General features: G+C 42.0%; 21 protein-coding genes. 4 read left to right on the top strand and 17 right to left on the bottom strand.

Annotation, left to right across the window (positions count from 1 at the left end; translation table 11 throughout):
* Window positions 1-82: 82 nt before the first annotated feature.
* From AC2204_RS15250 to AC2204_RS15170, 17 genes are all read right to left on the bottom strand, one after another.
* Window positions 83-2,032 carry a nucleoside-diphosphate sugar epimerase/dehydratase gene (locus AC2204_RS15250; protein ID WP_318926538.1) on the bottom strand — a complete coding sequence of 650 codons (1,950 nt, stop codon included), beginning with the start codon at window positions 2,030-2,032 and terminating at the stop codon, window positions 83-85.
* A 166-nt stretch (window positions 2,033-2,198) separates the two neighbouring features.
* Complete coding sequence (locus AC2204_RS15245; protein ID WP_318926537.1) at window positions 2,199-4,178, bottom strand: nucleoside-diphosphate sugar epimerase/dehydratase; 1,980 nt, start codon at window positions 4,176-4,178, stop codon at window positions 2,199-2,201.
* A 192-nt stretch (window positions 4,179-4,370) separates the two neighbouring features.
* The gene (locus AC2204_RS15240; RefSeq protein ID WP_318926536.1) at window positions 4,371-5,546 is read right to left on the bottom strand and encodes a DegT/DnrJ/EryC1/StrS family aminotransferase; all 1,176 of its coding nucleotides are present in this window, start codon (window positions 5,544-5,546) and stop codon (window positions 4,371-4,373) included.
* Window position 5,547: 1 nt separating this feature from the next.
* On the bottom strand, window positions 5,548-6,393 hold the full coding sequence (locus AC2204_RS15235) for a 3-hydroxyacyl-CoA dehydrogenase family protein (RefSeq protein WP_318926535.1): 846 nt from the start codon (window positions 6,391-6,393) through the stop codon (window positions 5,548-5,550).
* Window positions 6,390-7,025 carry an acetyltransferase gene (locus AC2204_RS15230; protein ID WP_318926534.1) on the bottom strand — a complete coding sequence of 212 codons (636 nt, stop codon included), beginning with the start codon at window positions 7,023-7,025 and terminating at the stop codon, window positions 6,390-6,392. The genes AC2204_RS15235 and AC2204_RS15230 overlap by 4 nt, the downstream gene beginning before the upstream one ends.
* Complete coding sequence (locus AC2204_RS15225) at window positions 7,025-7,615, bottom strand: sugar transferase (protein WP_318926533.1); 591 nt, start codon at window positions 7,613-7,615, stop codon at window positions 7,025-7,027. The genes AC2204_RS15230 and AC2204_RS15225 overlap by 1 nt, the downstream gene beginning before the upstream one ends.
* Complete coding sequence (locus AC2204_RS15220) at window positions 7,615-8,772, bottom strand: glycosyltransferase family 4 protein (protein ID WP_318926532.1); 1,158 nt, start codon at window positions 8,770-8,772, stop codon at window positions 7,615-7,617. The genes AC2204_RS15225 and AC2204_RS15220 overlap by 1 nt, the downstream gene beginning before the upstream one ends.
* 3 nt (window positions 8,773-8,775) lie before the next feature.
* A complete protein-coding gene (locus tag AC2204_RS15215) occupies window positions 8,776-9,909 on the bottom strand; it encodes a glycosyltransferase family 4 protein (protein WP_318926531.1) in 1,134 nt (377 codons plus the stop codon).
* A 55-nt stretch (window positions 9,910-9,964) separates the two neighbouring features.
* The gene (locus tag AC2204_RS15210) at window positions 9,965-11,116 is read right to left on the bottom strand and encodes a hypothetical protein (RefSeq protein ID WP_318926530.1); all 1,152 of its coding nucleotides are present in this window, start codon (window positions 11,114-11,116) and stop codon (window positions 9,965-9,967) included.
* 85 nt (window positions 11,117-11,201) lie between these two features.
* A complete protein-coding gene (locus AC2204_RS15205) occupies window positions 11,202-12,212 on the bottom strand; it encodes an ATP-grasp domain-containing protein (RefSeq protein ID WP_318926529.1) in 1,011 nt (336 codons plus the stop codon).
* The gene (locus tag AC2204_RS15200; protein WP_318926528.1) at window positions 12,206-13,441 is read right to left on the bottom strand and encodes an oligosaccharide flippase family protein; all 1,236 of its coding nucleotides are present in this window, start codon (window positions 13,439-13,441) and stop codon (window positions 12,206-12,208) included. Before AC2204_RS15200 ends, AC2204_RS15205 begins: the two co-directional genes overlap by 7 nt.
* Entirely contained in the window at window positions 13,431-14,459 is a 1,029-nt protein-coding gene (locus AC2204_RS15195) for an NAD-dependent epimerase/dehydratase family protein (protein ID WP_318926640.1), read from the bottom strand. Before AC2204_RS15195 ends, AC2204_RS15200 begins: the two co-directional genes overlap by 11 nt.
* A 122-nt stretch (window positions 14,460-14,581) precedes the next feature.
* Window positions 14,582-15,862, bottom strand: coding sequence for a Vi polysaccharide biosynthesis UDP-N-acetylglucosamine C-6 dehydrogenase TviB (gene tviB / locus AC2204_RS15190; protein ID WP_318926527.1), 1,281 nt, complete (start codon window positions 15,860-15,862; stop codon window positions 14,582-14,584).
* Window positions 15,863-16,035: 173 nt separating this feature from the next.
* Entirely contained in the window at window positions 16,036-18,204 is a 2,169-nt protein-coding gene (locus AC2204_RS15185) for a polysaccharide biosynthesis tyrosine autokinase (protein ID WP_318926526.1), read from the bottom strand.
* 141 nt (window positions 18,205-18,345) lie between these two features.
* Window positions 18,346-18,774: an arsenate reductase/protein-tyrosine-phosphatase family protein gene (locus AC2204_RS15180; RefSeq protein WP_318926525.1), complete on the bottom strand. Its 429-nt coding sequence runs from the start codon at window positions 18,772-18,774 to the stop codon at window positions 18,346-18,348.
* 56 nt (window positions 18,775-18,830) lie between these two features.
* The gene (locus AC2204_RS15175; protein ID WP_318926524.1) at window positions 18,831-19,238 is read right to left on the bottom strand and encodes a four helix bundle protein; all 408 of its coding nucleotides are present in this window, start codon (window positions 19,236-19,238) and stop codon (window positions 18,831-18,833) included.
* A gap of 95 nt (window positions 19,239-19,333) precedes the next feature.
* Window positions 19,334-20,512: a polysaccharide export protein gene (locus AC2204_RS15170; protein WP_318926523.1), complete on the bottom strand. Its 1,179-nt coding sequence runs from the start codon at window positions 20,510-20,512 to the stop codon at window positions 19,334-19,336.
* Between the two features lie 577 nt (window positions 20,513-21,089).
* Between AC2204_RS15170 and AC2204_RS15165 the strand changes: the two genes are divergently transcribed.
* From AC2204_RS15165 to AC2204_RS15150, 4 genes are all read left to right on the top strand, one after another.
* On the top strand, window positions 21,090-21,392 hold the full coding sequence (locus tag AC2204_RS15165) for a hypothetical protein (RefSeq protein WP_318926522.1): 303 nt from the start codon (window positions 21,090-21,092) through the stop codon (window positions 21,390-21,392).
* A gap of 103 nt (window positions 21,393-21,495) precedes the next feature.
* Window positions 21,496-22,206 (top strand): YjbF family lipoprotein, encoded by a 711-nt coding sequence (locus AC2204_RS15160; RefSeq protein WP_318926521.1) that lies wholly within the window; start codon window positions 21,496-21,498, stop codon window positions 22,204-22,206.
* 11 nt (window positions 22,207-22,217) lie between these two features.
* Window positions 22,218-23,030, top strand: a complete 813-nt coding sequence (locus AC2204_RS15155) for a capsule biosynthesis GfcC family protein (protein ID WP_318926520.1) — start codon at window positions 22,218-22,220, stop codon at window positions 23,028-23,030.
* On the top strand, window positions 23,030-25,249 hold the full coding sequence (locus AC2204_RS15150; protein ID WP_318926519.1) for a YjbH domain-containing protein: 2,220 nt from the start codon (window positions 23,030-23,032) through the stop codon (window positions 25,247-25,249). Before AC2204_RS15155 ends, AC2204_RS15150 begins: the two co-directional genes overlap by 1 nt.
* Window positions 25,250-25,402: the final 153 nt, after the last annotated feature.

The raw sequence follows: 25,402 nt of genomic DNA, 5'->3' as shown, positions 1-25,402 counted from the left end.
TTACCATCTCTTGCAAGAATTTACTCTCGAAAAAGTGCCATGAACAGGAATACTGTTTCAATCCAATGATATATCATTACATTTACATTTTAGTTGCAGCGTGGTTATGTACACTGGCGTTCGACTGCACCACTTCATCACAATGCTTAGCGTGCCAAACTAAATCACCAATGCCATCAGAGGGATTAAAACCGGTTGGCGCGTCTAATAATATTTCGCGAATTTTTTCATGATCAAAGTTATGGCAGGCATCATCTAACCGTAGCAAAATCTTGTTCAATTCATGCCATGGCAGATAACTTTCATCAGCCGTCATAATCCGTTCATGGCTGGTTTTAGCGACATTGTCACCAATCAGCAGTTCTTCGTAGAGTTTTTCTCCCGGACGCAACCCCGTGTACTCGACCGCAATATCGCCATACGGATGTTCGTCATCTTTGACTTCAAGCCCGGAAAGGCGGATCAAGTTTTTCGCTAAGTCCGCAATTTTTACGGGTTCACCCATATCCAGTACAAACACATCCCCACCTTTACCCAGAGCCCCCGCCTGGATCACCAATTGAGACGCTTCAGGTATGGTCATAAAGTAACGAATAATATCCGGGTGGGTGATCGTGACCGGGCCACCCTGACGGATCTGGCGCTTAAACAGTGGAATAACTGAACCGGACGAGCCCAGTACATTACCAAAACGCACCATGCAAAAACACGTAACCGTATTTTTTTCGGCCAGCGATTGCAGTAATAACTCGGTCATACGCTTTGTTGCGCCCATCACATTAGTGGGACGTACTGCTTTATCGGTCGAAATTAGCACAAAGGTTTCGACTCCGGCATTAATCGCGGCTTGTGCGGTATACAGGGTTCCAAAGACGTTATTACGCACCCCCTCAACCACATTATATTCAACTAGAGGGACGTGCTTATAGGCTGCCGCATGGTATAAAGTTTGCACCTTAAACGCTTCCATCACCGCCTGAAGACGGTTTTCACGTTGTACCGAGCCTAATAGCGGAATGATCTCAACATCCAGGTTCAGGCTGGCAGCGAGTTCAGATAGCTCTTTTTCAATCGCATACAAGCCATATTCAGACAGCTCAAACAGTACCAACTTGGTCGGGTCTTGTTGTAATATCTGGCGACAAAGTTCAGAGCCGATTGATCCCCCCGCCCCTGTCACCATCACCACCTTACCGGTAATATTAGCCCCCATTAATATTGCCTGAGGTTCAACCGGATCACGGCCCAACAAGTCTTCAATCGGCACATCTCGCAGTTCATCGACTTTCGCGGCACCACTGACAATGTCTTCCATGTTCGGCACCGTTAAAACTTCGACTGGAAGTTCAGCTAAATTACAGATAACCGACTGACGTTCAGTACGGCTGGCAGACGGCAGCGCAAGCAACACTTTTACAACGTTACCATTTGCAACCATACCGTCTAAATCTTCCGGCGCATGGACATGCAACCCTAAAATCATGTTACGGTGCAAGGTTTTATCGCTATCAATAAATGCCAGAACGCAATAATCGGGACTTTGTCGTAAAGTAATACACAGCTGACGCCCGGTAGAGCCGGCACCATAGATAATTACCGGTATTTTCCTCGAATTGAGTCGTTTAGAAACCAGATTACGCATGACTAAACGTGAACCACCCGCTAGCAACGCCAGAAATGCGCCATAAATAATGGGTACAGTACGTGGAATTTCGGCCTGCAAATAAAAGCCTAAGCCTGAAAATGCAATAGCAGAAATAGCCGCGCCAATACTGATGACTAACAAGGCGTGAAAACTAAGATAACGGAGGATCGCGCGGTATAAACCTAACTTAACAAAAGTCAGTAGTGTTAATCCAGTCAGAATAAAAAAACACGACCATAGTTGTTTATTGGTAATTGTGTGTAAATCACCATATCTGACAAAGAAAGCGCCCCAGAAAGCGATCGCAATAAATACGCTGTCGCAGAGTAAACTCACAATACGTTTTTTGGTGCGCGACAGCGAAATAATCATCTCGTCTAATTTCATAAAGCCATCCCGGGCGTGAAGCTGCAATCATTGCAGCCAATGCTAAATTCATTATAGTTATTGATTAGTGACAAAAAATGCTGCCAGGCTTCATCGGACTGCATAAGAAAATTTTGGGGGCGAGGGGCAAGATACTAGGTACTTGCTACTCGATACTAGAAACTCGCTACTCGCTACTCGCTACTAGATACTCGACACTGGCTGTTGCCTCTTGCCCCGGTTCTTGCTCTGCGCCTTGGTTTATGTTTTGCTCTTTGGCATGCCAAACTAAGTCGCCAATACCATCTGACGGATTAAAGCCGGTAGGTGCTTCCAGCAAAATGTCACGAATGGTTTCATGATCGAAGTTATGGCAGGCATCATCTAACCGCAGCAGAATGTTATTCAGCTCATGCCATGGCAGATAACTTTCATCGGCCGTCATGATCCGCTCATGGCTGGTTTTACCCACGTTATCGCCAATGAGCAGTTCTTCGAAGAGTTTTTCACCAGGGCGCAGACCGGTATATTCCAGTGCAATGTCACCATGCGGATTTTCGTCATCTTTGACTTCAAGGCCTGAAAGACGGATCAGGTTCTTGGCTAAATCGGCAATCCGGACCGGCTCGCCCATATCCAGCACAAACACATCGCCACCTTTCCCCATTGCACCAGCCTGGATCACCAACTGCGCGGCTTCGGGAATGGTCATGAAGTAGCGAATAATATCAAAATGAGTAATGGTCACCGGCCCCCCCTCACTGATCTGACGTTTGAATAGCGGGATCACCGAGCCCGACGAGCCCAGTACATTACCAAAGCGCACCATGCAAAAACGGGTCGCATGATTTTTCTCGGCCAACGCCTGAAGCGAAAGTTCAGCCATCCGTTTGGTGGTTCCCATTATATTGGTTGGTCGCACCGCTTTATCGGTCGAAATAAGGACAAAGGTTTCGACTCCGGCATTGATTGCCGCTTGCGCGGTATACAGGGTTCCAAAGACGTTATTGCGTACCCCCTCAACCACATTATATTCAACTAGAGGAACGTGCTTATAGGCAGCCGCATGGTATAAAGTTTGCACTTTAAACGCTTCCATCACCGCCTGAAGACGGTTTTCACGCTGTACCGAGCCTAATAGCGGAATGATATCAACATCCAGATTCAGGCTGGCAGCGAGTTCAGATAGCTCTTTTTCAATCGCATACAAGCCATATTCAGACAGCTCAAACAGTACCAACTTGGTCGGGTTTTGTTGTAATATCTGGCGACAAAGCTCCGAGCCAATCGACCCACCGGCCCCAGTCACCATCACCACTTTGCCCGTAATGTTTGCCCCCATCAGTTGCGGCTGTGGCGCAACCGGATCGCGGCCAAGCAGATCTTCAATGGGCACATCACGCAACTCGTCGATTCTAGCCACACCGCTCACGATGTCTTCCATACTCGGTACGGTTAACACTTCAACCGGAAAGGGAGAAAGCATCTCAATCACTTGTTTACGTTCCGCGCGACTGGCACGCGGCAGCGCCATCAGTACTTTTTTAACACCGCCGTGAGCAATTAAGAATTCAAGCTCATCCGGTGCATGCACATGCAGCCCTAGAATAATAGTCCGATCTAGGCTGCTATCACCATCTACAAACGCCAGCGCCCGATAATCCCGGCTGTGACGTAGTGACTTCGCTAACTGCCGGCCAGTTGAACCCGCACCATAGATAAGTACAGGTGTTTGCGATGCGTTTTTACGCGTCGATACCATGCTGCGCATCATTAAACGTGAACCACCCGCTAACAACGCCAGAAATGCGCCATAAATAATTGGCACAGTACGTGGAATTTCTGCCTGAAAATAAAAGCCCAAACCTGAAAATACAATCGCAGAAATAACCGCACCAATACTGATAACTAACAACGCATGGAAGCTAAGATAACGGAGGATCGCGCGATATAAACCTAACTTAACAAAAGTAAGTACTGTTAATATCGTCAGAATAAAGAAACACGACCATAATTGATCGTCGGTAATTGAGCGAAGATCACCATATCTAACAAAGAAAGCGCCCCAGAAAGCGAACGCCACAAATACGCTGTCGCAAAGCAAACTGACCACACGCTTATTGGTGCGCGATAGTGACAATATCCTTTCGTTTAATTTCAATTTCATAAAGCCATACCAACGTTATGTAGCGAACTTTACCGCTAAACAGGAAGTTCATTAGAGTTATTATTTTATAATGTATAAATTTTCGAAGCACTGATCGACACTGGCAACAAATGCAACGTGCAGCATTATATGTGAAATAATCACCTACGATTCAATGAACCATAGGCGATAATTTCGGTAAAATTGAGAAAATCACTTCGTCGCAGCAGTTAACACATCACGTATAACTGAACATGTTTTGCTCATATCAGCTTCAGTTAATGTTGGATGCACAAGGAACATCAGACTGGTTTCTCCAAGTTCTACCGCATTCTTCAATCGCTCAGTTGGGTGCCATGGCGTGTTGTCAAAAGCTTTTTCTAAATACACTTCAGAGCAGCTTCCCTGAAAACAGGGTACCCCTTGTTCAACAATCGCTTCAACAATACGATCACGAGTCCAGTCTTCTTTAAGGTTTTCAGGCCTGATAAATAAGTAATGTTTATATTCAGCATGCTCTATATATTCTGGTACATCAACGGTTCGCACGACGTTAATCGCGCTAACCGCGTCATCAATTGCCTTGCCATTAGATTGGCGCCTTGTTGTCCACTCTTTCATGCATTTAAGCTGAATACGCCCAATCGCCGCCTGCATTTCAGTCATGCGCCAATTGGTGCCAAAGCTTTCATGCAACCAACGGAAGCCCGGCGGATGCTGGCGCTCATAAATCGCCTCAAAGCTTTTACCGTGATCTTTATAACTCCACATTGTCGACCACAAAGTTTTATCGTTAGTGGTGACCATGCCGCCTTCACCACCTGTGGTCATGATTTTATCCTGGCAAAATGACCAGGCACCGATATGACCAATAGTACCAACAGAACGGCCTTTGTATTTAGCACCATGTGACTGAGCACAATCTTCAATAACATAAAAGCCATATTTTTCAGCCAGCTCCATGATTGGCCCCATGTCTGCTGGCATACCCGCTAAATGGACAACAATAACGGCTTTCGTCTTTGGAGTAAGAACTGCTTCAATCGTTTCAGCCGTAATGTTTTGACTATTTAAATCAACATCGGCAAATACTGGCGCAGCACCCGCGGTCACAATAGATGAAGCTGATGCCAAAAAAGTTCTAGGCGTCGTGATGACTTCATCACCCGCACCAATATTTAACGCTTTAAGCGCAATATCAAGGGCAAGTGTACCGTTACCTAAAGCGACGGCATATTCACAACCCGCCCAGGCGGCGAACTCTTTTTCAAATTCACGGCCTTCTTGGCCAGTCCAGTAATTCACTTTGTTTGATAACAGAACATCACGAACAATATTGGCTTCTTCTTCTGAAAATGAAGGCCATGGGGAAAAATTAGTATTTAGCATATTAATATCCAAAAAAGCCTTTTTTAGTTTTACGACCGAGATGATCAGCTCTTACCATTTTTCTCAATAATGGATGAGCCCGGTATTTAGGATCGCCTGTTTCGGAATAAAGCGTTTCCATAATTGATAACACAACATCGTTGCCAATCAAATCAGCAAGCTTCAAAGGCCCCATCGGATGATGAGCTCCTAGCTTCATCGCTTTATCAATATCATCTTCATTTGCTACACCTTCAGCAAGAATACTTACCGCTTCATTAATCATCGGGATAAGCATTCGATTAACAACAAAGCCAGGCCCTTCATTAACAACTACAGGAGACTTCCCAAGCTTAGTAGTGAATTCAACCAATTCATCGACAATTGAACGATCAGTAACATGACCCACGACTACCTCAACAAGCTCCATTACTGGTGCCGGATTGAAGAAATGAAGACCAACCACACGCTCAGGGTATGGAAGCAATGACGCAAAATCGGTTATTGATAATGACGACGTATTAGTCGCAACAATCGACTTCTCAGTGACCAAATTGGCAATTTTTTTGAAAATCTCACATTTAATGGCATAATTTTCCGCCACTGCCTCGATAATTAAATCAGCACCTTCAACATCCTGAATAGAGGTTGTGAAAGAGATCTTAGAAAGGCCATGATCAAGTTGTACACCCGTAATGATGCTCTTTCTCTTGAGCTTAGAAAGATATTTATTACAAGATGATATTACAGCTTCACCTTTTTCATCTGAACGAGACACTACTATAATTTTACGAACGGTTTCTGATGAACAAAGTACTTGAGCAATTCCAGCCCCCATGGTTCCGGATCCAATTAGCGCAACGTTCATAACTCTGGCATCTCCTTTAGTTTCTTTGCAGGATTTCCCGCGAATATTAAATTTGGTGCAATATTCTTTGTAAGAACACCACCCATTCCAAGCATTGCACCACTCGAAAGCGTCAAACCTTGCTTGATAGACGCACCAGTTCCAACTTCAACACCAGTTTCAAGTATTACATTTCCTGACACAGCAGCCATAGGCGCCACAGTCACGAAATCTAAAAAAGTTGTTTCATGTCCAACCGTTACATTCAAATTTAAGATACAATGCTGACCAATCTCAACATCAACAGTCAGAATTGATCCAGCACAAACCATAGTTCCTTCACCAATTGATACATGCTTCGAGTTAATAACACTTGGATGAATTAATGTTGCGAAAGTGGGGTTCCCAACTGTTAGCATTTTTTTTGCAACTAGTATTCTTGTACGCGGAGAACCAATAGCAATAACGAACTTGCAATTTCGATGTTGGCACCATGAAGAAATCGTCCCCAACACAGGCACACCCAATACAGTTTGCCCTTCCATGTCTGGTGAGTCATCTAAAACACCGACAACATCAAAGTTACAATCTTTAGCTAGCCAAATGATTTCCTTAGCAAAACCACCGCCACCAACAACAATTAACTTATCCATTATTTACTACCTTCAAACTTAGGTGCCGTTGCTTCACCTTCAGCACTAATACCATCACGAAGAAAAACCTTTTTTACAGTTAAAAAAAGAATTTTTATATCTAGCCAAAATGATTGATTTTCTACATACCAAACATCCAGTTTAAACTTCTCTTCCCAACTAATAGCATTACGTCCATTAACCTGAGCCCAACCAGTGATACCAGGGCGAACAGTATGACGCTTAGATTGTTCATCACTATATAACGGTAAATATTCAATCAGCAATGGACGTGGACCAACCAAACTCATATCACCTTTAAGTACATTCCAAAGTCCGGGAAGTTCATCTAAACTGGTTGAACGCAGCATAGCTCCAAACGGTGTCATTCGCTGTTCATCCGGTAATGGATCGCTGTTTTTGTCAATGCCATCTAACATAGTCCGGAATTTCATCATTTTAAATACACTACCATCAAGGCCAGGACGGTTCTGCATAAACAAAATCGGCGCACCAAGTTTGAGGCGGACTAATAAAGCAACAACAATAATTACTGGTAGTAAAGTTAATAAAACGAATAACGCAACTAAAAAATCTAATACTCTTTTCATCAGAAATCACTCTTCTCTTTATAAAAAGTAGTCATGCGTAGCCAATGTTCATACCGTTCAAACTTAGCTGTAATATTATCTCTAGCCTTCGTGCCCATTAACGCCAAGCAATCTGATAACATCGCCTTCTCCATTACATCGAATAAAGGGGCGTATTCTCCAGCTTTAACAAGCCAGCCATTAACTCCCGGCTCAATAATTTCGTTACAACCATTAATATCCGAAGCTATTACTGGCAAAGACATCGCTCCAGCCTGTAATAATACATTAGGAAAACCTTCTCTATAACTTGGCAATACCAAAATTTTAGATAGCGCTAACGCAGGTCTGATATCTTTCTGAAATCCAAGCAAATGGATTCTAGGATGCAGTTTTAATTTACCGAGTACGAGTTCATTAAGCGGTGCAGTTTTATCCATTTCCCCCAATACCAGTAAATGAGCATTATCTGGCAGTAAATAAAATGCTTCGACTAGCTCAAGCAAGCCCTTATCTTTATTTAATCTACCAACAAAACAAAAAATGAATGCTTCAGAAGCTAACCTAAGGTTATCTCTTAATGATATGAATTCGGGGGTTTCAATGACTTGTTCTCGATTGAAATGTGCAGAATCCACACCTGCGATATTACCAGACCCGATAACACTGAGCTCCTTACAAGTTATTTTACTCGATAACAAGTCATTTTTTACACCTATCCCCTCGGGTACAATTGTGGTCGCGCATAGACAAATCAAACGATCGATAGACATTAATAATTTTCTTTTTATTCCCGTCGATGTGGGGAAAATCAATCCAGTAAATGAATGAATACGCACAGGGACTCGGCATATCCATGATGAAAGCATCGAAATAAGACCCGCTTTTGGAGTGTATGAATGAATAATATCCGGCTTAATACACCATAATAATTTAACCATTTTATAAATGGAGTAAAGGTCATAAAACGGATTTATACCTCTCACCATAGGAACAACATTGACCCTAATACATTCATTACTCTCAACACTAAAGATACGATCACCATCAGACGTGGCAAGATAAACATCAAAATGCTGATTAAGATATTTGGGTTGTTTGCTTAAAATAGTATCAAGTGTTTCAGGTACCGTTGTTACAATTAATAATCTTTTCATACATTTTTTAGCCAACCGCATGATTTAACACCCTGGAAACCAATTTTTTCTATAGCCTTCAATCATTCTATCTAGGCTAAATTTTTCGATAATTCTGTCTGAGCAACCTTGACTTCGTTTAAGCCAAGTAGAATCATGTTGCATTTCATTCAGTGCTAAATCTATCGCACTTGCTAGTTTAGCTGAGTTTTTTGCTGGGACTACCCACCCTAAATCTCCAACAATTAATGCTGCGTCCCCAACATCAGTAACAACACAAGGGGTACCCGAAGCCATAGCCTCGGCAACAACATTTGGAAAAGCTTCTCCACATGACGCTAGAACATGTAAATCTAATGAATTCATTACGGCAGGTATATCATTTCGACGCCCCAATAGAATAACGTTGTCACATAAACCCAATTTCTTAATAATGGATACTAGCTCGAGATTATACACATCACAATCGGTACCGATTAAAGCACAACAGATATCTGGGTGATTACCTCTAACCTCTTGAATTGCAATAAGTAAATTCTCATGATCTTTTTGTGGATCCCACCTAGCAACAAATCCAACTAGCTCAGTATTTTCAGCTAAATTTAGCTCTTCTCTAATATTCTTCCCTGCAATTAAATCGGGGCGAAATCGATTTGTATCATAACCATTTGGCACAACTGAAAAGACACCTTTATACCCAAAGGATCTATGAACATGAACAGACTCTTCCGCACAACTAATTATTTTTTTCGGTATCCAAGGTGAAAGCCAAGAACACAATTTTGCAAAAATAAATGTCGAGCGGCTATTGACTTCTGGAGATAAATTAGAATGTCTAATCCCCCAGAAAATATTTTCACACCCACTTAAACGTGCCATTATTCCGCCAAAGAAATCTGCATGATACATCCAGGTCTGGACCACATCTGGTTTTTCTTTTTTCAATACAATATAAATCCGCCGAAGAGCATTGAGTTTAACCTTACCTCGAGGCATATTTAAGGTAATGACTTTAATACCCGATGCTGTCAGGTGTTCTCCATACTTGCCATTACCCATCAAAGAAATAACTATATGCTCAAATTCATTACAGCTAGAAGTGACCAGGCGAAATAATGCGCCTTCTGCGCCACCATCACTTAATCCAGTGATAATATGAATAACTTTCATTTTTTCCATTGATAATTCACACATTCTATTAGCGGGAGGTTAGATAATATATTTAGAAATCAATTCACATTGATTTTTCCGTTTTTCTGCTTGAAATATACGATATTAATAAGAAGATAAGGATAGGGGCAAACATCCATTTTTGGCGTACAGAAATACCTAAATTTGCAGTTGTACTCGCCAGAATAAACCACGACATAACTACATATGACCACATAAAAATTCGGTTACCAATTAAACTATGACGACTTTTTACTCGACTAGAACGAACTTTTGAAAAAAAATAATAAACAATTATAGCTAACAAAACTAAATTATCGAGCGATGCTGCCAGAGCCGTGATACTGCGCGCTTCAAAAGGAAGAGGTCTTAATAAATAGGTAAAAAGCTGCATTGGCAATGACATTGACGCGATATCAATACTAGCCCCACCAGATTGATTATAACCCTGCCGTTTGTCAATATATGTATGAATATCACTAGCACTACTTACTTGCTCCAAACCTGCATATTTGAGTGCAAATGGCACCATAATAACAGCAGCTCCTATAGCAAGTATACCGACTAGCATTCGTTGTGTTATTGAAACTTTCCGATGAACAAATATGGCAACCCCTATCGCTATAACGAGCATACCAGCCATATGCGGCCGCACAAACAACATTATAAAAATGGATACAATCATAAGCAACGTTCTCCTCTCTAGTGCCAAAGCAGCCCATAGAGCAAGCCCAATAGCTAAGAATGATAACGAATCCTTTCCTATCGCCGATGACCAGAAACTAACAGAAGGTAATAGAACCACAAGTAAAGCAACTCGACGCAAAAATAGCGAACTCGAGATAACAACTTGGTTTAAGCTAGCGTAAAAGGCCAGCAAACCAATACTTCCAAAGATATTAAAAACTAAAAAAACACCAAGATATGAAAAATCCATAAGTCGAAAAACATAAACTAAATATTCAACAGCTCGAGTACCTAAAGAAAATGAAGAAGGCCCAAACTCACCATTAATATAATATAATGTAGAATCAGCCACATTATTTATCGAGTAAAACATATACCCAATACAGAATAACGAATGCCAACAATATAAAAACAAAGAACGGTACTTTTTAACTTTAAAATATTTCGAAACCATTAATGTAAAAAACACACCGAGCAAAAAAACTAAAAATGCGCTAATTATGTGCCAAACATTACTAATTACTTCCATTAAATTGCATCCTCTCTAATAGTAAAGCTCCCTATTAAACAATCAAATAAAGACAGAGACCGTCCTATCATTTATATTTATTTAATTATGCTTGCCTCCGTTTTTTTTCGAAAACTTTTTTCTCTACATATTGATATAGAGCTTCAGAAAAACACTCATCTAAATTACTTTTCTCATTCACATATAACCACTCATCTCTGTACTCATAATGGCCAGGTGAGTTATTAAGTGTGTATGGACCAAAATTTAAAATTTGGTACTCTATTAGGTACGCTTCATTTTCTGAAATTGCAATATCTAATGAGGCATAGGGTTCATTTAAAGTTTCAAAGATCTGCTTTGCAAAAGCTAACACTATAGAGGGAACTTCATCAAATTTAAATTTGCCACTGCCACTTGCTCGAAAATCATTTTTTCTAACATCGCGACGCAAGACAAAAAATTTACTTCCAAAAGCCAGAACTTTATAATCACATGTTAAGCCTTTTATAAAGTCCTGCGTAACTGCTAAAGAAAAACCTTTATAACGGTAATTATATATATCAAACTCGTTAGTCGTTAATTTTAACGCTCTCTGCTTTTTTATTAGCTTTCTTTTAAAACCCACTTCAAACTGTTTTGATTTAATTACTTTTTCATCTTTATTTGACTTTACAAGAGTCACTCCTGAGCTGCCTGCTCCCGTTACCTTCTTGAATACATAAGGTTTTTCTCGTTTAAGCTCATCAAAATCAAACGCATAGTCACCTGCTAAGTTACCAAATGACATATCTTCTCGCATTAACTGTTGAAATCCTTTATTTTCATGAGCTAACAGAGCAGTGTAACTTGGAATCAAAGTGCATTTTTTATCAATGAAAAACATTAAGTCCTTGAGATAGGCCCTCATATTCAACTCATCAGAAGAACAATAAATAACAATATCCTTTTGGCTTAGCTGAACGTTAAGTAAATCCCTGTAAGTTATTACTTCGACCTTGCGGCCTAATATTGATAATTGCTCAACAATCTTTTCAACATCAATACTGAGCCAACTTTGTCCTGCACTTCCAAAAAAACCATTACTCCAAGTTGTTATATAAATAGTGCTCAACATTTTTTTACCCTTAGTACAAAAGCCCATGAAACACCTCCTAATAAAAGCCGCGCAATGACTATTGCTATTACAGCGCCAATAGCACCAAAGTTGTAAATTAATAATAAACTTATAATAAATGATAATACAGAACAAAATATTGTAATGTTTCGAGCAATTATCTCATGCCCCGCAATCATCAAATACCCTGAATTATAAGACAAAAACATAAAAACACCAAAAACACTGACAGCTCCAATAAATAGTAGCTCTGTCGCTAAAGTATTTCTCTGATTAAAGTAGATGTTTATTATTTCATCACAAAAAAACATTAAAAACATTGAAAGAAAAGCACCAATAGCTAACATGGCTTGACTATATAACCGATGATAAGCTATATCTTTTGATAATAAAGATATAAATGCGCTAAATACTACCCTTCCAATTGAAATCATTGCTTCTAATAACCCCATAACAGCGCTATAAACACCAACAACCTTATCTGCTGAAAATAATCCCAGAATAAATACTGCTGAATTATTGTATAGAGAGGGAGCTAACTGAGAAAGAAATGCATCCGTAGATCCCTTCATACAAATGAAAATTGACCTATATGAGGGCATGAAAATTTTAACCTTGTAAATATTAACTATAATAAAAATGCTTGTAATAAATGCCCCTCCCATAGCCAACGCATTCAAAATCACTACCCATAGATAATCATCAGGGGACTTTACAAAAGATATAACCCCAAAGATATAAATTAATTTAAAAATTCCATTTAAAATAGCAACTGTCTTTATTTTTTCTATCGCCTGAAAGAACCAAACAGGGAGCAATGCTTGAAAGGCAATATATAAAAATGATGAGAAAAACAAAATACCTTCATATTTAAACAAACCAAAATTAAATATGGCAATAAAAAAAACAAGACAACCTATTGTGAGAAACAAGCTCGTAAATAGAGTTTTATTAAACTGTTCATCTACCTCATCTTTATTTATAAGTACACGACTAATATCTCTAACGGCTGTTATCTCAAAGCCAAATCGGATTACGATTCCTGCATATCCAGCAACAGCAATAGAGAAGGCTATCATTCCCATTTTATCTAGCTCTATTACTCTGATTAAATAAGGGGTAATAATAAGGGGCACAAACAAGTCTACGCCCCTAGCTAAAAATAGGTATATGATATTTTTTAATGACTGTCCTAGTGAACTTCCTTTCAATGTCAATTTAATTTTCACTCAAAAATTTTTTATACCAAGGTATGGATTTTGAAATTCCATCCAATATACGACATTCTGAAATATAACCTAAATTATTAGATGCTTTTGAAATATCGGCTTGAGAATGTCTTACATCTCCAGCTCTAAAGTTTTGATAAATAGGTGCTGAAGTTACTTCAACATTATTTTTCTGTAAACCAATCCGAATTGCTTCATATAAATCATTCAACGTTGTTCTATCACCAACAGCGACGTTATAAATCTCATTCTTAGCTTCATCTGGTGCTGATGCTGCTAGAATATTCATTTGAACTGTATTATCGATAAAACAAAAGTCGCGGCTTGTTTCGCCATCACCATTAATGAAAACATCTTCTTGCTTTATCATAGCTATGGTCCATTTAGGGATTACTGCGGCATAAGCTCCATTTGGATCTTGGCGAGGTCCAAAAACATTAAAATAACGTAAACCAATTGTTTTAAATCCATAAGTACGCGCGAATACTCCAGCATATAACTCATTCACATACTTTGTCACAGCATACGGTGACAATGGATTACCTATATTTTCTTCAACTTTTGGCAATGCTGGATGATCACCATAAGTAGAACTCGAAGCCGCATAAGTAAAGCTTTTTACTTGCTCATCTTTTGCAGCCGTTAGCATGTTAAGAAAGCCAGTAATATTACTCGAATTAGTCGTGATAGGATCGTTTATTGAGCGAGGAACAGAGCCTAAAGCCGCCTGATGAAGAACATAATCCACTCCCTTTACAGCGTCTCGGCAAGTTTGTTCATCTCGAATATCTCCTTCGATAAAACTAAAGCGATCCCACTGTTCCACTTCAACAAGTGATTTTACTTCATCCAGGTTATGTTGATGGCCTGTAGCAAAATTATCCAAACCTACAACTGTTTGGTTCAGTTTTAATAGCTTTTCTAAAAGGTTTGAGCCAATGAAACCTGCAACGCCTGTGACTAGCCATACTTTAGGTGCATCTAAAAGATCTTGTTGTATTTGTTCGTATTTAGTCATATCTAAGTCTTTATTTACCATAACAGCAGTTCATTACTAAATATGCTGTTAACATAGATTCCCGCTTTCGCGGGAATGACGTATTGGTTACTTTCTATTAACCAGTATTTATAATCCAATCATTACAAACGAAGATCAGAAAAGTCAGTTGCTAATATGTACTTCAAGTCATAAATAATCGATTCAGGCTTAGTCAGCGCTTTAATATCATCTTGTGACATTGCTTTAAACTCATCATGAGCAACGGCCATTATCACGCCATCATATTGTTCAGATGGTTTCTCTGTTAACACACAAATGCCGTATTCTTCTTGTGCTTCTTTCGCGCTTACCCAAGGGTCATACACATCAACTTTGACGTTGTATTCTTGCAGCTCGGCAATGATGTCGACTACTTTGGTATTACGTAAATCAGGGCAATTTTCTTTAAAGGTTAAGCCCATAAGAAGTACGCTTGCCCCTTCTACATGAATGCGCTTTTTCAGCATCGATTTTATAAGCTGTGATGCAACATAACGACTCATGCCATCGTTGATACGACGACCTGCAAGAATCACCTCTGGGTGATAACCGATTGACTGCGCTTTGTGAGTTAGGTAATACGGATCAACGCCGATGCAGTGACCACCGACCAGACCTGGACGAAATGGTAAAAAGTTCCACTTGGTTCCAGCTGCTTTCAATACTTCTTCAGTATCGATGTCTAGTTTATTGAAAATCACAGCCAGTTCATTAATCAATGCAATGTTTAAATCACGTTGGGTGTTTTCAATCACTTTAGCCGCTTCTGCAACTTTAATTGAAGAGGCTTTATGTGTGCCAGCCACAATAATTGAACCATAAATGCTATCAACAAAATCAGCGATTTCAGGTGTTGATCCTGCAGTTACTTTCTTTATTGTTGTCACACGGTGCTCTTTATCACCTGGATTAATACGCTCAGGGCTATAACCTGCAAAGAAATCTTTATTGAAGGTAAGGCCTGATACCCGCTCAAGTACCGGTATACAGTCTTCTTCCGTAGCACCTGGGTATACCGTTGATTCATAAATTACGATATCGCCTTGGCTAATCACTTTACCCAGGCTTTCTGATGCCTTTACCAGTGGCGTTAAATCCGGACGCTTGTGCTCATCGATTGGCGTTGGTACTGTCACAATGTAAACATTACACTGTTTCAGATCTTCTAAGCTTGCAGAGTACGTCAGTTGCGTTGCTTCCACTAATTCTTCAGTGGAACACTCTAATGTTGAATCTTTGGCATCACGTAGTTCTGCAACACGGCCTTCATTTATATCAAAGCCGATAGTGTCAAATTTTTTGCCAAACTCAACAGCCAATGGCAGACCAACATAACCTAAACCAACAATACCAATTTTTAAATTATCGAGAGAATAATCCATGGTTTTACCTTATATTTGAATAATTCAAGGTTGAAATAATTCAACATTACAGCTAAATGTATTAAAACACTGAGACAAAAACTATTTTAGTTGAGATACTAAAATTATTTTTACGAAAAAAGTAAAGGCGCTAATGACAGCGCCTTTTCCTTTTTAACTAATAGCGATATACCCTATTTATTCGACTCGTAACTATAGTTGTAATATCCATAGTTACCGCCGTAATAACTGCTCGCTTTGCGCACCACAGCATTAAGAATAAAGCCTTTCACTTCAATGCCATTCTGTTCGAAGCGCTGCTTGGTCACTTCAATTTCTTTCACTGCATTCTGACCGAAACGACCTACCAGCAAGGTGGTACCAGCATGGGCACCGACAATGGCCGGATCGGTCACTGCAAGAATTGGTGGGGTATCGATAATGACAAGTTCATAGTTTTCAGATGCCCATTCCATCAGCGCCTTAAAGCGTGGGTGCATTAACAGCTCAGAGGGGTTAGGTGGCACGGTACCACGTCCGATATAATGTAAGTTCTCGACACCTGGCTCTTTAATTAGTGCTTCAATATTTTCCTGACCACTCAAGTAAGCTGACAAACCTGGGGTATGGGTGACCGCCATCTGGCGTTCCATCTGACCTTTACGCATATCCGCATCGATTATCAGCACTCGCTGACCTGCTTTCGCGACTACTGCTGCCATGTTGGCCGAGATAAACGACTTACCAATACCCGGACTTGGCCCGGAAATCATCACGATGTTGTTTTTGGCTTCCATCATCGCAAAGTGGAGGCTGGTACGCAGGCTACGCAAAGCTTCAATCGATAAATCTGCCGGGTTAGAGACCGCCAGCAGTGTCTCTTGAACAGAAAGCTGTTTCTTACTTTTTTGCTTTTTCTCCAGCTCAATCTGCCAGTCAGACATAGGTACACTGGCATAAACCGGCAAGCCAATGGCTTCAATTTCATCCGGGCTTTCAACACCACGGTGGAAAGCCGCCCTGAGCAGCGCTATCGCCACCGCCAGCATCCCCCCCAGCAACGTCGCCAACACTACAATTAGCGATTTCTTTGGTTTAACCGCACGCGTATATGACTGAGCTGCATCCAGAATACGGACATTCCCTACCGTACTGGCCTTAACAATGTTCAGTTCTTGTACTTTATTCAGTAGTTGCACATAGATCTGCTGGTTGACTTCTACATCACGCGTCATACGCAGTACTTCACGTTGAGTTTTCGGCAACTTCTGTACCTGACGGTTTAAGCGCTCACGTTCACTCAATAAGGTCTTGCGCTTATCAAGCAGAGAAAGATATGCCGGGTGTTCTTTGGTAAAACGCTGAGATATTTCACTTTCTTTAAAGGTTAGCTCATTTAATTGAGCTTCCAGCGTCACCATCACATCAAGGGTAGACTTTGCTTCTAGGCCTAAATCGATAGAATCATTGTCTTGGCGAAACTGGTTCAGTCTATTTTCAGCCGCTGTTAGCTCGGTTTTAATGTCCGGCAAATGAGTGCGTAAAAATATCAGACTGTTTTCTGCTTCCGCTGAGTTACGCTCAACATTCTGCAGGAAGTAATACTGGCTGATATCGTTAAGGATCTTCTCGATATCGGCACGGTTTTCACCGGTTAGCGACAACTGCAAAATACCGGTTTGCTTGCCACGTTCACTCACTGCCAAATTTTGCTGCAGCTCCTGAATCGCATCTAAGCGAGAGCGCTTTGAAATAGTAAAGCTTGCGCCATTATCGGCTTTGAGCGAAGAGACAAACAGGCGGTAGTCACCTTGCAAAGCTAACTGTCCCACTTTGCCGCTCAGCACTTCACGTTCATCTTTATCAGTCAGAACATAGTTGCCGGTCTCACTATCAGTCACCGTAAGGGTAAACACCGACAGGCTAATATAGTCCGGCACTTCAAAACGACCAATATCGATATCGACCTGTTCCCCTTGAAGACGCGCAAGTCCTTTGCCAACAACTGGTAGGTAATTTTGGCTCACTACCGTCGTCAGATTTAACTTATCCACGGTTTTGCCGATCACCATGCGAGACTTGATGATCTCAACTTCAGTGGTCGCTGATGACTCGCTGGCAAACAGCTCGCCCATATCACCCAGAGCTGGCATGCCGCTGCTTTTTTGCTCAACCTGAATTAAGGCGTCAGCTTTATAAATGGGTGTGGCTAGCAAAGCGTACGCAACACCGACTACAGCAAAAATGAAAGTAATTAAAATGATGTTCCAGCGATTATCGATCAGGATGCCAAACAGCTTACCTAGGTCGATTTCGTCGGAGGCTTCGGTTTGTTTAACCGGATTGTTTTGCGTGGCGCTCATGGTTGATTCCAGTAACGAGGTAATGAGTAACGAGTAACGAGTAACGAGTAACGAGTATCGAGTATCGAGTATCGAGTATCGAGTATCGAGGGTAAATCAATCTCTCGTCACTCGTTACTTAAAACTCGCCTCTATTGTTCTTTACAACTTCTTTGCCCATGCATCAGCCGCTTGTTCAATCAATCCGTATGCATGATCGAACGCTTCTTTGCTCTGGCGGTATGGATCGGGGATGTCTTGCTGACCGATCCATTGGCCGAATAGCATAGTTTTTCCACGGGCTTCAGGGGCGATATTAGTGACCGCTTCAATGTGGCCTTTTTCCATGACTAAAATCAGATCATAGTCGCGGCACAAGTCACTGTTTAGCTGTTGAGCTACATGACCTTCGAGGCTAACGCCATGTTCTGATGCTACCATAGACGCCATCTTATCAGCAGGTTTGCCGACTAAGGCACCAACACCGGCAGAAGCAATTTCTTTGTTAGGTAGAGCTTTTTTTAACAAATATTCGCCTGACGGAGAGCGGCATATATTGCCGACGCAGACGACGAGAATCTTATTGAACATGGTTCACCAGGGTCTAGGGGAGAGTATCGAGTTTCGAGTATATCAGTTACGAGTTTCTAGGGTCTAAGTCCTAGGTCCTCGCGACTCGAATCTAACAAATACTCTCCGCAATCTTCTTTAATTTGTGATGAGCGGTACTTTATCAGCCCACCAATCATGCGACTAACTTCTATTGATTCATTAATCAATTGGTCAGCTCGTTGCTCAGGGATGTAGTTAAGATCTCTTGCCAGCGTTAACTGTGTTAATAGCTCACCACAAGATCCCTTTGCGAAGTATAGAAAGCGAATATTATCTTTAGCCGTTTGACGTTCTGCACCTTCCGCGATATTAGACGGAACAGAAACCGATGAACGCGAGATCTGATCTTTTAAGCCATAGTCTTTGCAAAATTTGATTTCTTTGCAAACACTCAAAGCCAACTGATAGCTTCTCTGCCAAACATCTAACTTTCTGAAATGCATGTTCATCCTTGAAAGATAACAGATACGAGTATCGAGTTTCTAGGTTCTAGAAACTCGTACCTAGAATACTCTCTACTGAAGTAGAAACTTCGTTTCTATGGCCAATTCCTTACCCGTAACACACCTTCAGTCAATTCATTAAAGCCAGTGATTGTTGGTAGTAGCTGACTAATCACACGATTCCAGCGCGTGATAGGTGCGGCGGTAACGTAAACAATATCGTATGGCTGAAGTTCAAATTCGGTGCCAATGACTAAGGCCGCGGCATCTTTAATGTTGAGCTGGTAGATGTCAGCAATGGTATCTGATTGGCTGTCACTTTGGTTACCTGACAACGTTTGATTTCCTGATAAAGCTTGATTTCGGCTACCGCGGATAACGAATATGCCGGTTGCATCGGCGTCCAGTTCATTGATACCGCCAACGTTGCTCAATGCTTCCGTCAGGCTCATACCAGCACGGTCGATTTTAAGCAATTTTGGCTCGTTCACTTCACCCATAACAAACACCTTTTGAGCATCGTTACGTGGTACGTGAACAATATCACCCTGACGGAGTAGCCTGTTTTGGGTTAAATCACCACGTTGCATCAAGGCATATAACGAAATGTTTTGCTCTTCACCGTTACGGGTCAGTGTCACATTACGCCAGTCAGCATCAACGGCCAGCCCTTCTGCACGGTTAATGGCATCTAATAATGTGAGCGGTACATTGGTAATAGCCTGCTGGCCTGGCTTATTCACCTCACCGGTGATGTAAGTTTTTTGCGCTCTGAATGAGGCAACATTAACATCCACTTGCGGACTTTCAATGAAAGCTGCCAAGCGCTTAGTCATTTCAGTTCGAATTTCAGTAACCGTCTGACCTTCTACTTTGACCAAACCGATGTAGGGATAGAAGATAGTACCGTCGGCGTGAACCCAGTTACCAGATTCACTGGAGCTACGATAAGAGCCAGCAGGAATCGTCAGTTCCGGGTGATCCCATATGGTGACGTTTAAGATATCGCCCGGCCCGACACGGTATTGATAACGCGCAATTTCGGCATCCAGACCTGCATTGGTTTTCGAATAGGTTCGTGGTGCTTTAAACCGCGATACCGCATCAGCCGTTAACGAATAGACATTTACACGCTCTGATATATCAGTGCCTTGTTCTTCGTTAGTGGTAATAACGTTTTTATTATCAAGGCTTAAATGCGAACCAGGTAGCGTGCAACCTACCAGCATGACGGATGCCATAGCGGTAATAAGAAACTTCTTAGTAAAATCCATGTTTTTATTAATGTTTTAAATTGGGATGAGAAGGAAAGCCAGTGAATAGTGGCGAGTGGCGAGTAGCGAGTAGCGAAAAACCAGAACAGAGAAACCTAGGCTCTCAACACTCGGGCCTCGATTCTCGAGCCTCATTCAGACATGCTACCGCCCTTGGGTTTCAGCCCCCAATGCGCTTTCAATGTCAACTGTAATTGTAAATTGTCGTTGTTTCATACAAAGAGATTAAAGTCCTACTCTCTGTCAGAAAAATAGCTTTTGGATAGTACAAAAATTTGACGAACAAATAAACCCATTCGCATGATTTTATAATATGATTGCATATAAGTGAATCATCGCAGCCTTATTCAAAAAATCATAAACATAATAAGCACATACTGACCATTTATTTAACGTACAAAAGGGAGCTAACATTCAGAAGTGACGTGTTTCCCTCTCATTTTCAACTCTTTCTCCCAAATTTATAAGAATCCATGCCATATGCAGGAGACTCATTGCTATTAAATTGATATCAAAATATTATAAATGTGAGGGTTTACCTTCTTTTTACATTTTTATACAAGAATAAGGGAATAGGATGAAGAAAACGGCAATTGCTCTAGTGGCAGCTCTTACTATGGCTAGCTCTGCGTTCGCGGCAACTGAAACTGGTACGGCTGCAGCAACGACAGGTTCTACAACGTCAGCAACTACTGCTGGCACAACTACTGCAGCAACATCAACTGGCGCTGCTGCTGGTACAGCAGGTGCAACCGCTGCGGCTGCGGGTGGTATTACAGCAACTGCAGTCGCAGTTGGTGCAGCAGCCGCTGTTGCCGCTGTTGCTGTCGCTGATTCAACAAGCAACGATACTGCAACGACAGTGACTTCCCAGGGTTAATGGATTAGTTATTGACCGTCACGAGGTTCGGGGCTCTTGAGCCTCCAACCTCGTTTTTATTACTTTGTACCTCGATTTTAATATCTTTAACCTCGGAACTCAGATGCGCCTGAAGAAGAAAACAATCACGCTGCTCTCAAGCCTTTTGCTGGCAATGGGATTAACAGGATGCAGCCAGAAATTTAATGATGTCAACGACACAGTCAAGCTGGCACTTTTGGGGGAAAAGGATATTCAGCTCAGCGCCTATGACGTGGAGCAGCTGCCTTATGCCAGTATTTATGCTCAAATTGATAATGGCCCTCTGGCATTTATGGTGTTAGCTTTTGCTGAGTCAAAACATATTATTGATATACCCTCTGCAGATTATCGCTCTGACGTCCAACTGAAATGGTTGTCGGCTGACCGCGGTATGTTGGTTACGGAACATGGTCGCGTGGTTAAAACCCATAATTTACCGCAGGGTAATATTGTGGCGAGTCATAGCAATCAGCCAGATCCCCTTGCTTTAGGCTTGCATCTCAATTCTACCCCAACATCATGGCAACACACTCTTGACTGGCAACCGGGGTATCACTTTGGTTATCAGCTGAACTCTCAGTTTGAACAACAAGGTGCAGCCGTTATCATGATTAAAGAAAAACCGGTTGAAGTTTTGCATTATATTGAACGTGTTTCTGTCAGCAGCCTTGGCCTGAGTTATGACAATGATTTCTGGGTTCACCCATACACAGGAAAAGTGTTGAAAAGCCGTCAAAAAATGGCCCCTGATCTTCCCTACGTAGATATCACATTACTGAAGCCATACTCATAAATGGAATTATGATGAAAACACTCTCTCTTTTATTTCGCTCCGTAGTTTTTTGCTGCGCGGCACTGAGTCATCTTTTTTCTGTTGCACCCGTTTATGCGCAGACTCAAGTATCCGTGGCCACATCGATTAATGTTGATCAGGTTATCCCGCTTACTTACCCTGCCCCGGTCAGATTAGAACAAGTATTAGCCGATAGCCTGGCGAATATTAAAACTTTATCAGATCAGGTTACGCTTTCCACACCTCAACCTGTATTCTGGTCTGGCGCTGCATTATTCGACCTGCAACACTTCGAATCATTCAATCAGCAGCGACAAACGGTGTTAAATCAACTTGAACAGCTGGCTGAGGAATGGAATGATGATGCTGAACAATTCCATACTGTCACGAACTTAATCAGTGATATTTCTGGCCTCAAGTTGTCTAATCGGATTTTTATCCCTCTCGATCTGGATCTAATCAGAATCAACACTTCTCATAATCCGCTATTGGATGGTGACTATCAGTTAATTCTGCCAATACGTCCCAAACATGTTTGGGTTTTAGGTACGGTCAAGAGACAACAAAATGTTCCATGGCAACAGCGAGCCGATGCGAATTATTATCTGAATCAAATCACGGTATCTGAAAATACTGATAATAGTGTTGTTTGGGTTATTCAACCCGATGGCGTTACTGAAATACACTCCATTGCGTACTGGAATAAAAAACATAAAGATATTGCACCCGGCGCTACTGTGTTTGTCGGTTTCAATTCACTGCCATCAAAATTTTCTTCCCTTAACCAGGATATTGTAGAATTGCTAAGGAATAGAGCGCTGTAATGAATACTCGTTTATTTACATTATTCTCATTGTGTGGCTCATTTAATCCACGTTGTTCATTATCGGCAATCGCCTTAGCCTTGCTACCTGTTTTTCATGCGCAGGCTGACAGCTTCAGTTACCCTGAATTTACGCCATCACAATCAGATTTTGGTGGTGTGGGGCTAATGCAGATGCCGACAGGCCGAATGGCACCTGAAGGAGAATTTAATGTTTCTGTAACCTTCAATGAAAATTATCATCACTATACGGCAACGCTACAGCTTTTCCCCTGGCTAGAAAGTACGGTTCGCTATACTCAGCTGCAAGATCTGCTTTACTGTGATGATCCCAGCTTCTGTGGTACCAGTACTCTCACCGATAAAGGTATGGACTTTAAGTTTCGTTTATGGGAAGAAAGCTACTGGCTGCCTGAAACCTCTGTCGGAGTCAGGGATTTTGCCGGTACGGGTTTATTCGACGGTGAATTTATCGCAGCCAATAAACACGTTGGACCGCTTGATGTCACGTTAGGTGTTGGCTGGGGCTATATTGGTAACAGCGGTAATATTACCAACCCGTTTTGTAAAGCCTCTGATAGCTTTTGTGAACGCCCAGCGGGTACTTCCGGCCGTGGTGGCATGACTGAGTTTGATAGCTTTTTCAAAGGTTCCGCCTCTGTTTATGGCGGTTTAGAATACCAGTCACCCTGGCAGCCACTACGGTTTAAAGTTGAGTATGATGGCAATGACTATACCGGTGACAGACCGGCGACATCCGGTTCAACCGGCATGCCACAAGACAGTAAGTTCAACTACGGCGTACTTTATCGCTTAGGTGGCTGGGGCGATCTGCGTGCCAGCTATGAACGCGGCAATACCTGGACCTTTGGTTTTAATTTACGCACTAACTTTAATGACCTTAAAGCCAGCTGGCAAGATGAACCCGCCCCAGTTTATGCACCGAAAACCACTAACCGTGAGATCAGCGATGCGGAATGGCTGGTTGTTGCTGATGAATTGCATAAAATTGCCGGCTATGAAAACCCAACGATTTATGCCAGTGATGATACGGTTACGATTATCGCTTCGCAAACTAAATACCGGGATCGTCGTGAAGCGCATTCGCGGGCAGCAACAGTGCTTGCCAACCACAACCCTGATGTCTCTGAATACCGGTTAGTTGAAACGGCCAATCATCAGCCAACAACCGAAACACGTATTGATTCAGAACAATTTACCCGAGTAGCCAATCAAGCCTATATTCATGCCAAGGTTGAAGACAGTAGCCAGGTTATAAACCCGACAGAACCAGAAGGCGAGCGCATTGCAGAGCCTGGTAAAAACTGGGATGTGAGCATAGCGCCGACCCTGCAGCAGTCTATTGGCAGCTCTGAAGATTTCTATTTGTTTAACATCGGAATCAATGCTGGTGCCAGCTACAGGCTTGGTAACCATATTGAAGTCGGCGGGTCGGTCTATCTCAACCTGTATGATAACTACGACAAGTTCTTATACGAAGTACCGCCTGATGGCACAGACTTAAAACGAGTTCGTACTCTGGTTCGTCAGTATATTAATGACAACCCGGTGCGTTTAAATAACCTGCAGTTAACCTGGATGGATAACTTCGGCGATAATGTTTATGCTCAGGCATATGGCGGTTATCTGGAAATGATGTTTGGTGGTGTGGGTAGTGAACTTCTCTACCGCCCGCTTGGCAGCAACTGGGCATTTGGTATTGATGCCAACTATGTGATCCAGCGCGATCCGGATTCACAATTTGATTTCTTTACCGATGAAGTGCAAACCGACCCGCAAGACGGACGCCCATACCGAGTTCAGACAGGTACAATCACTGGCCATGCATCTGCCTATTATCAACCGCAGTGGAGCTGGTTACCAAATACCTTGTTTAAGGTAAGTGCGGGGAAATACCTAGCCGAGGATAAAGGCGTCACTATCGACTTTTCGAAGCAGTTTGACAGTGGGGTGATTGCCGGTGTATTTGCCACTTTCACAGACCTTTCATCTGAAGAGTATGGTGAAGGCAGCTATACCAAAGGCTTCTACATTTCGGTCCCGTTCGACATCATGACGGTGAAACCAAGTAATAACCGGGCAACGATTTCGTGGTTACCTCTTACCCGAGATGGCGGACAGATGGTTAACCGTAAATACCAGCTGTATAGCGTGACGGATGCGCGCAGCCCATGGTATGGGCGAAAGGCAGTGAACTAAAGTTCAAAAGCGAGTGTCGAGGAGCTAGTTTCTAGGATCTCGGCACAATTTCTGGGGTTCTGGGGTTCTGGGGTTCTGGGGTTCTGGGGTTCTGGGGTTCTGGGGTTCTGGGGTTCTGGGGTTCTGGGGTTCTGGGGTTCTGGGGTTCTGGGG

The sequence above is a fragment of the Photobacterium sp. genome, assembly GCF_057456235.1.
The sequence above is the reverse complement of the archived record's forward strand: the minus strand, read 5'-3'. Positions and strand labels throughout refer to the sequence as shown.